Source organism: Clostridium sp. MSTE9 (assembly GCF_000277625.1).
In the GTDB taxonomy this organism is placed as follows: Bacteria; Bacillota; Clostridia; order Oscillospirales; family Acutalibacteraceae; genus Faecalispora; species Faecalispora jeddahensis.
This window is the reverse complement of record NZ_AKFU01000054.1, coordinates 146,563-154,898: the sequence shown is the minus strand read 5'-3', so window position 1 is coordinate 154,898 and position 8,336 is coordinate 146,563. Positions and strand designations below refer to the sequence as shown.

General features: G+C 51.4%; 6 protein-coding genes, 4 tRNA genes and 1 rRNA gene. 9 read left to right on the top strand and 2 right to left on the bottom strand.

The features are described 5' to 3' along the window. Positions 1-177: 177 nt before the first annotated feature. The 4 genes from HMPREF1141_RS16765 (at position 178) to HMPREF1141_RS16750 (ending at position 681) form a co-directional block, all read left to right on the top strand. A tRNA-Lys gene (locus HMPREF1141_RS16765) sits at positions 178-253 on the top strand. Positions 254-319: 66 nt separating this feature from the next. Further along, positions 320-394, top strand: a tRNA-Glu gene (locus HMPREF1141_RS16760). An 87-nt stretch (positions 395-481) separates the two neighbouring features. Beyond that, positions 482-598 (top strand): 5S ribosomal RNA (gene rrf / locus HMPREF1141_RS16755). 7 nt (positions 599-605) lie between these two features. Continuing rightward, positions 606-681 (top strand) — tRNA-Asn (locus HMPREF1141_RS16750). A gap of 82 nt (positions 682-763) precedes the next feature. On the opposite strand, the gene HMPREF1141_RS16745 is transcribed toward HMPREF1141_RS16750, so the two are convergent. Beyond that, entirely contained in the window at positions 764-1,063 is a 300-nt protein-coding gene (locus HMPREF1141_RS16745; protein WP_009066661.1) for a DUF3892 domain-containing protein, read from the bottom strand. Positions 1,064-1,494: 431 nt separating this feature from the next. Here HMPREF1141_RS16745 and HMPREF1141_RS16735 point away from each other — a divergent pair, with 431 nt between their 5' ends. Next, positions 1,495-3,231, top strand: a complete 1,737-nt coding sequence (locus tag HMPREF1141_RS16735; RefSeq protein ID WP_009066747.1) for an ABC transporter ATP-binding protein — start codon at positions 1,495-1,497, stop codon at positions 3,229-3,231. After that, complete coding sequence (locus tag HMPREF1141_RS16730) at positions 3,228-4,976, top strand: ABC transporter ATP-binding protein (RefSeq protein ID WP_009066763.1); 1,749 nt, start codon at positions 3,228-3,230, stop codon at positions 4,974-4,976. The genes HMPREF1141_RS16735 and HMPREF1141_RS16730 overlap by 4 nt, the downstream gene beginning before the upstream one ends. A 128-nt stretch (positions 4,977-5,104) precedes the next feature. Here the strand turns inward: HMPREF1141_RS16730 and HMPREF1141_RS16725 are convergent, their stop codons facing one another. Next, entirely contained in the window at positions 5,105-6,070 is a 966-nt protein-coding gene (locus HMPREF1141_RS16725) for an ROK family glucokinase (RefSeq protein WP_009066646.1), read from the bottom strand. Between the two features lie 273 nt (positions 6,071-6,343). On the opposite strand from HMPREF1141_RS16725, the gene HMPREF1141_RS16720 reads away from it, so the two are divergent. The 3 genes from HMPREF1141_RS16720 (at position 6,344) to HMPREF1141_RS16710 (ending at position 8,285) form a co-directional block, all read left to right on the top strand. Continuing rightward, positions 6,344-7,036, top strand: a complete 693-nt coding sequence (locus HMPREF1141_RS16720) for a sugar transferase (RefSeq protein WP_035317373.1) — start codon at positions 6,344-6,346, stop codon at positions 7,034-7,036. A 202-nt stretch (positions 7,037-7,238) separates the two neighbouring features. Continuing rightward, positions 7,239-7,325, top strand: a tRNA-Leu gene (locus tag HMPREF1141_RS16715). Positions 7,326-7,430: 105 nt separating this feature from the next. Further along, positions 7,431-8,285, top strand: coding sequence for a type II CAAX endopeptidase family protein (locus tag HMPREF1141_RS16710; RefSeq protein ID WP_009066601.1), 855 nt, complete (start codon positions 7,431-7,433; stop codon positions 8,283-8,285). Positions 8,286-8,336 lie beyond the last annotated feature (51 nt).

Here is an 8,336-nt window from a genome sequence, read left to right as displayed (position 1 = left end):
GCAGTACTAATCGGTCGAGGGCTTGACCATAAATTCTTGGTTGGGCCTTGCTCAAATCGCTTTCTTCTGTTTCTTCTTTATTCAGTTTTCAGTGCCCGAAGGGTACGAAAAGATTGGCGAAGGGCTGCGAGCACATCTGCCGAAAGGCAGTGAAAACTCCAAGTTTTCGCTTGGCAAGCACCATTAGCTCAGTTGGTAGAGCACCTGACTCTTAATCAGGGTGTCCCGGGTTCGAGTCCCTGATGGTGCACCAAAAAGAAGTCAGGCGGGGGTCTTTGAGAGGATCTCTGACCTCTGCACCTGGCTAAGGCTGAGATGTGGCCCGTTGGTCAAGCGGTTAAGACACCGGCCTCTCACGCCGGTAACGGGGGTTCGATTCCCCCACGGGTCACCAAAACAATCTTTTGAAGTAGTCGTAAGAAACAGGAAACTGTTTTTACAATATCCGACAGGAAGGCGAAAACCTCCTCTGCGGAACATAGTTGGTGTCGATGACGGTGAGGGTCCACCTGTTCCCATTCCGAACACAGAAGTTAAGCTCATCAGTGCCGAAGATACTTGGCTGGTAACGGCCCGGGACAATAGGATGACGCCAACACTGATATTCCTCAATAGCTCAGCCGGTAGAGCATGCGGCTGTTAACCGCAGGGTCGTTGGTTCGAGTCCAACTTGGGGAGCCAAAGAAAACCACCAGTAATTACTGGTGGTTTTTTCTTTGCTTTTTCATTTTGAAGTAAAATCAAATGGAATTATGTGAAATGATTATTGTGAAATGGATGGCAAGTTACCAAGATTATTGCTTTCCTCACCATCGGGCAAAGAGCGAAGATACTCACTGCCATTTCTTGTGGCAACGGCAACTCCTCGAATTGCTCCAGCCTTGGCCAATTCTACACCCTGCTCCTTCGAGATGATTTGTCCGCTGGAAAGCTGATAGCCCTCAATGCGGCCGCTGTGCTTTACCAGCTGTGTAATAGACTGTGCATCGGGCTTCGGTGTGGGTGTAACGGCGTTAATATTCATTGGTAAATTTTCGACAGATTGATTTTCTTGATTATCCATACGATCACTCCTTGCCATATAGTTTGTCGGAATTCCCTTGAAATATTACGTTGAAAATCTTTCTAAAAAATCCTTTGAAGCACAACTTTTTGATATTGATCAAGGGACTCTTTTGAGCTCCTTTTTTTCGCATCAGTTTGTGTGAGAATCTGATTTGCTGAGCGCGCTCCACCCAATATTTTTGTGAAAGAGATGTCATTGTTTGGAAATCGTGTTATAATAACCTCACGGCGCAAGCCGAAGCGGAGCTTCGGGCGCCTGGGAGAACATGGAATCATCAGTCGTGAGAAAAACGAAAATTGTTTCTTTGATGCGGACTGAGTAGAGAACGGATGATATAATCACTTCGCGCTGTTCATGAAAATCTGATTTTGATATCGATATGGGAATAATATCATCGAAAATTTCCTTAGAGAAGGGCTGGATCAATTTTGCGGGAACTCGGCAAATACTTAAAATCGTATCGTAAACAGGTCATTCTTGGCCCAATATTTAAATTGATTGAAGCCATATTTGAGCTGATTATTCCAATCGTAACCGCGCGGATCATCGATGAAGGTGTTCGCCGGGGAGATATCGCCTATGTTTGGAAGATGGGCGGTGTCATGCTGCTGCTCGGCGTTGTGGGTCTGTGCTTTGCGCTGGTGTGTCAGAAGATGGCCGCGGTGGCCTCACAAGGCTTTGGAACGGTTTTGCGCGGGGAATTATTTCGCCATATCAATACGCTCTCTTATGCAGAACTTGACCGTTTTGGCACGCCGTCGCTGATTACCCGCCTGACGAACGATGTCAATCAGCTTCAGCTGGCGGTTGCGATGCTGATTCGTCTGGTGGTGCGCGCGCCATTTCTGGCTGTAGGCGCTGTCATTATGGCGATGACGATCGATGTGCCGCTGGCGTTGATTTTTGTGGTGGCCACTCCACTGATCGGCCTCGCTCTGTATCTGGTGATGAGCCGTTCCGTTCCCTTCTTCAAGGCGATTCAAAAAAAGCTGGACGCCATTTCCCGTTTGTCGCGAGAAAGCCTGTCCGGCGTGCGGGTCATCCGCGCCTTTTCCCGCCAGGAACAGGAAACCGAACGATTTACAAACGCGGCGGACGAACAGGCTGCCGCGGCAATTCGGGTCGGCAAGCTTTCCGCGCTGCTGAATCCGATTACGTTTGCCATTATCAATTTTTCGATTCTGGCGATTGTGTGGTATGGCGGGTTCCGCGTCGATACCGGTATCGTTACACAGGGCCAGATCGTGGCTTTGATTAACTACATGAACCAGACGCTTCTTGCCCTCGTGGTGGTCGCAAATCTCGTGGTGATCTTTACAAAGGCTTCAGCCTCTGCTGCCAGAGTCAACGAGGTGCTGCATACCGAAACCACCGTTCAGGAGTCTGATTCCGCGGCAGAGCCGCAGCCGGTTTCCGGTGCATCAAAAGTAGAGTTTCACGGCGTCAGCTTTTCGTATCATCTTCCCGGAGAATATGCTTTGCAGGACTGCAGCGTCGCAATCGCCGCCGGAGAAACGATAGGGATCATCGGCGGTACAGGTTCCGGAAAATCGACTCTGGTGAATCTGATCCCCCGCTTTTACGACGTCACAAAAGGCCAGGTCCTGCTGGACGGAGTGGATGTGCGGGAATATCCGTTTGCTGTGCTGCGCAGCCGGGTCGGTATTGTTTTGCAGCAGTCTGAGCTGTTTACCGGAACCATCCGCAGCAATCTGCAATGGGGCAATGCGGCGGCCACGGATGAGGAATTGTGGCAAGCCCTGAAAACAGCGCAGGCGGAGGATTTTGTGCGCGCTCTGCCGAAGGACCTATCCTCGCCGGTCAGTCAGGGCGGCAAAAATTACTCCGGCGGCCAGCGCCAGCGCCTTGCGATTGCGCGAACCCTGGCGGCAAATCCACAGGTGCTGATTCTGGACGACAGCTCCAGTGCGCTGGATTTCGCAACCGACGCAGCTTTGCGGCGTGCCCTTCGCAATGATACGGCCGGTACGACGGTTCTGATTGTGTCCCAGCGGGTCAGCTCCATCCGCCATGCGGATCGCATTATTGTCTTGGACGACGGGGCCGTTGCCGGTATCGGCACACACGAAGAGCTGATGCAAAGCTGCTCTGTCTATCAGGAAATCTGCCTGTCGCAGATGAACCGCGAGGAGGTGGCCAGATGAATCGCTCGGTACTCAGGCGAATTGTCGGCTACATGAAGCCGTATTTTGCTTATCTTGTGGGCGCGCTGATCTGCGCGATCATTTATATCTCGCTTTCTTTGTATGCCCCGATTCTGATTGGCCATGCGGTAGATCAGATTGTTGCTCCCGGCCAGGTCAATTATGAAAGGATGCGCCAAATTCTGCTGCTGCTTGCCGCGACAGTACTGGTCAGTGCGCTGTTCCAGTGGGTTATGACGTACTGTACCAATCAGGCGACCTACCGCACGATGCGTGATTTGCGCGTGCAGGCCTATGAGAAGGTGAACCACCTGCCGCTTCGGACTATTGACAGCCATGCGCACGGCGATCTTGTCAGCCGTGTCGTTAACGATGTGGACCAGGTATCCGACGGTCTGCTGCAGGGGATTACCCAGCTGTTTACCGGTGTGGTCACCATTGTGGGCACGCTGCTGTTTATGCTGACGATCAGCCCGGTCATTACGCTCGTGGTGGTGTGCATCACGCCGCTGTCCCTGTTTGTGGCCGCTTTTATTGCCAGAATTTCGCGTAAGCGCTTTTTTGATCAGCAGGCGTGTCAGGGGGAGCTCAGCGGATTAATCGAAGAGATGATCAGCGGAATCAAAACGGTGCGCGCGTTTCACTATGAAAACCGTGCGGAAAGCACGTTTGATGAAATCAATTCCCGCCTGTACGAGGCGGGGGAGAAAGCCCAGTTCAATTCCTCGCTTTCGAATCCCTCCACCCGGTTCGTCAACAGCATCGTGTATACCTCCGTTGCGGTGATCGGTGCCATCTGCGCCATTACCGGCGTTCCCGCGCGATTGAGTGTGGGGCAGATCACCAGCTTTCTGGCCTATGCCAACCAGTATACCAAGCCGTTTAATGAGGTGACTGCTGTGCTGACGCAGATTCAGACTGCGTTTGCTTCGGCCCGGCGCCTGTTCGAGGTGCTCGATGAGGAAGAGGAGCCTGCGGAGCCGGCCGACGCACAGGAAATTCATAACGGGGGCAGCCATCAGGTGGAGTTCCGGGATGTCGCTTTCTCTTATCGGCCCGGGACGAAGCTGCTGCAAAATATCAATCTGGCCGCTCACGCGGGGCAAAGGATCGCCATTGTAGGGCCGACCGGCTGCGGCAAAACGACGATCATCAACCTGCTCATGCGCTTTTATGATGTTGACAGCGGCAGCATTCGTGTAGACAGCACCGATGTACGGCAAATCACGCGCGGCAGCCTTCGTTCCCTGTTTGGAATGGTGCTGCAGGATACCTGGCTTTTCTCCGGCACAATCCGTGAGAATATCACCTACGGTAAGCCGAACGCCACTTTGGAAGAGGTGACCGCGGCCGCGAAGGCGGCGCTGGCGCATTCCTTTATCACCCGTCTGCCGAACGGCTATGACACCATGATTTCAGAGGATGGGGGAAATCTTTCGCAGGGGCAGCGGCAGCTGCTCTGTATTGCCCGGGTAATGCTGGTTGACCCGCCCATGCTGATTCTGGATGAAGCGACCAGCAGTATCGATACCCGAACCGAGCTTCTGGTGCAGAAGGCGTTCCAGCGGATGATGGAGGGCCGTACCAGCTTTGTGGTGGCACACCGCCTTTCCACCATTCAGGGGGCGGATCTGATTCTCGTGATGCGTGCCGGCGAAATTGTGGAGCAGGGAACACACCAACAGCTGCTGGAGAAAAACGAATTTTATGCCGAGCTCTACAACAGTCAGTTTGCCGCCAGCTGAGTTTGGGTTGTCAGAAAATATTTTCCTTCCGCTGTGCGAGCCCTGCTTTTCCAGGATTGCGGAAAGGATATTCTTCTATCAGAAAAGGCGATACCATAATACGGTATCGCCTTTTAACTATTTTTTGATCAGAGAGAGAAGCCGCAAAGCTCTGCGCCCGACAGAGCCGCGCCGATGATTCCCGCATCGTTGCCCAGCTCAGCAGTCACCAGTTTTGTTTTCAGAGGAGAATTGGTCACAAACTGTTCCCGTTCCACAATCGCTCTCACCGGAGCGAGAAGAGTTTCCCCCTCGCGGCTGATGCCGCCTCCGATGCAGATCACGTCCGGCTGCAGGCTGTTGATGATGTTGATCACGCCGCAGGCGATGTCTTCGGTATAGACCTCCACGATCTTCCGCCCCAGAGCGTCGCCCTGGCGCATGGCGTCAAAAGCGCTTCTGCCTGAAATCCGGTTCAAATCGCCGTTCAGCATTTCCCATATTAGGCTCTCATGGGCTGTGTCCTGCTCCAGCAGCTCCCGAGTCGTCAGAATCAGCCCGGTGGCGGAGGCGTAGCGCTCCCAGCAGCCGTGTCTTCCGCAATTACAAGGCCGACCATGCCGTTCAATGACGATATGACCCATTTCTCCCGCGGCACCGTTTTGCCCCGCGTAGATTTTTCCGTCCAGAATCAGCCCGCTGCCTACCCCTGTTCCAAGGGTGATGGCCACGGCGTTCCATGCGCCCTGCAGTGCGCCTGCCTTAAACTCTCCCCAGGCTGCGGCGTTGGCGTCGTTATCCACACCCACAGGCAAATGAAGACGGCTCTCCAACTCCTCACGCATTGGAAAATGACGCAGCGGAAGGTTCGGCGTCAGCTCAACCATGCCCGTATTGCGGTTTACAGAACCGGGGCAGCCGATTCCCACAGAATCTACCGGCTGTCCGGCTGCCGAAATGGCTTCCCGGGCGGCCTCGGAAATCCGGTCGCACAGCTCCTGCGGTGTGCAGGAAGCGCCGCTCGGCATAGACTGTTTTGAAAGAAGCTTGCCGCTTTTGTCGATGACGCCGGCGGCAATATTGGTGCCGCCCAGATCGATGCCAAGATAATACATCGAAATACCCCGTTTCTGATGAAATTACGCCGTAAAGGCGTTTTCGCTTTTTTATGTAAGATGGTTAGATAATAACAACTTTTTACCTATGAAAAAATTTTTGCGTCGTGAGGCTATTATATCATCAAGTGGCGGTTTCGTAAATTGTTTCGTTGGCGCGATCGACAAAAAGAAAAAGGATTTGACAAATCTTCTTTCTTTGGGTACAGTTTAAAAGGAGAAATTTCTGCCATAATGATAGGTAGAAGCTTCCAGGCAAAGTAATGAAGGAAAATGGTGAAAAACGTGCAGTATCAGGAGTTACCCCAGTGGATGCAGAAGGAAGAAATCAAACCTTATATAGAGCTGCTCAATCGGCAAAAGGCGTCGTTGTTTTTCAAGCGGGTGTTCGATATCATTGTGTCGGCGCTGATTCTGCTGCTGCTTTCGCCGATTTTTCTGCTGCTGGCCGCAGCGATCAAGATTGATTCCAGAGGGCCGGTGTTTTACCGACAGGTGAGAGTCGGGCAGTATGGGCGGGATTTTCGGATTTTCAAGTTTCGTTCCATGGTGCAGGATGCCGACAAAAAGGGCTTGGCCCTGACAACAGAAGGGGATTCCCGCATCACCCGGGTAGGGAAGCTGATCCGCAAGTGCCGCTTGGATGAATTTTCACAGGTCCTAAATGTCCTTGAGGGTACGATGAGCCTTGTCGGCCCCCGGCCGGAGGTGCGAAAATATGTCGATGCCTACGAGCCGGAATATCTGGCTACGCTGTTGATGCCGCCGGGCGTAACGGCAACGGCGAGCATCCGGTTTAAGGATGAAGACGAGCTGCTCAATTCCGGCGGCGACCCGGAAGAAATCTATATTCATCAGATTCTGCCGGAGAAGATGCGCTATAATCTGGAGTATCTTGACCACATTTCCGTCTGGCAGGATATCAAAATTATGGTTCAGACTGTTTTGGCGGTGTTCCGGCGGTGATTCTCTGCAAAGGAACACCGCCTTTCGCTGCAAATTTGCAATTGATTTTGCGTATCGGTTCGTGCTATAATAACCGCACGCCGAAGCGAAGCTTCGGATAGCTAAGGAGCATAAAAGCACTAGCTCGGTGATTTTGTTTTCCCGGGCGATTTTGTTGTTGTTTTGCTTTTGAATTTGTGCTATAATAAACTCCGTTCTACACGCTGGTGTGGCGAAATCGGCAGACGCAAGGGACTTAAAATCCCTCGGTGGCAACACCGTACCGGTTCAAGTCCGGTCACCAGCACCATACTATTTTGTTGAAAGAAGTCGATTGCAAACGCAGTCGACTTCTTTTCTTTCGTATGATAAAATATGTAATGTGCGATTTTTATTATTTCGAGGGGAGTATAGCATGATAAAAGATAAACGATCGAATCCATTGCAGTGCATCCTTGTTACCTATTTGGTATGCTTTGTGTTCAGAGTCATTGAATATATTATTATTCGCACGGATCAAGGTATTTTCGGTGAGGCGTTTATACATAAACTGGTGGGCATCACCGTGCTCATGTTGGCGCTGCGGTATTTTTCACTCAAATGGTCTGAAATAGGATTTACGGGTAAATCGGTAATAAGAAATGCGCTCTATGGTCTGTTGCTGGGCGCAGCTGTGTTTATGATTGCCTATGGCATCGAATTCTTCCTGCAACTGTCAAAAGGCAACATCCCTTCGCTGCAAGCTTATGTGACCAGCTACGCGATCAACGGCAACCAGGGCAGGCAAACCGGTTTGTTGTTTTTCGTTTTTTGCATTATGGGCAACATTATCAATGTGGTTATGGAGGAAGGGATATTCCGCGGCCTGTTTGTTAAGCTGCTGGAAGTTAAATACTCTTTTCTGAAAGCGATTGTTCTTTCCTCCCTCCTCTTTGGCGTCTGGCATATTGCAGCGCCTGTGCGCAGTCTGCTGGACGGGGAAATAAGCTCAACCGGAGCAATGATGTCCGCCCTCATGCTTATTTTGACAGCGGGAATCGCCGGAACGAAATTCTGTTTGCTGACCAAAATCACTGGATCGCTTTGGATGCCGATGGCCGACCACTTTTTCAACAATACTATTATAAATATTTTGCATGTTGTAACGATTTCCGGAGCAGATGAATTACAGGTAGTACGTATTTCGATTGCTCAAGCGGTATCGTTCTTCATTGTCCTTTTCATCTATTGGAAAAGTGGAGCATCGCACAAGAAGACGTTTCGTGTATAAGAAGAGACAGAACGCGGATGAATCTGCTGATACAGAATGCTATGAAGGTGC

What these genes read in the sequence shown, in the direction of transcription:
- HMPREF1141_RS16725 (WP_009066646.1), bottom strand. Translation starts at nt 6,070, where the DNA reads ATGTATTATCTTGGCATCGATCTGGGCGGCACCAATATTGCCGCCGGC.
- HMPREF1141_RS16710 (WP_009066601.1), top strand. Translation starts at nt 7,431, where the DNA reads ATGATAAAAGATAAACGATCGAATCCATTGCAGTGCATCCTTGTTACC.
- HMPREF1141_RS16745 (WP_009066661.1), bottom strand. Translation starts at nt 1,063, where the DNA reads ATGGATAATCAAGAAAATCAATCTGTCGAAAATTTACCAATGAATATT.
- HMPREF1141_RS16730 (WP_009066763.1), top strand. Translation starts at nt 3,228, where the DNA reads ATGAATCGCTCGGTACTCAGGCGAATTGTCGGCTACATGAAGCCGTAT.
- HMPREF1141_RS16720 (WP_035317373.1), top strand. Translation starts at nt 6,344, where the DNA reads ATGGTGAAAAACGTGCAGTATCAGGAGTTACCCCAGTGGATGCAGAAG.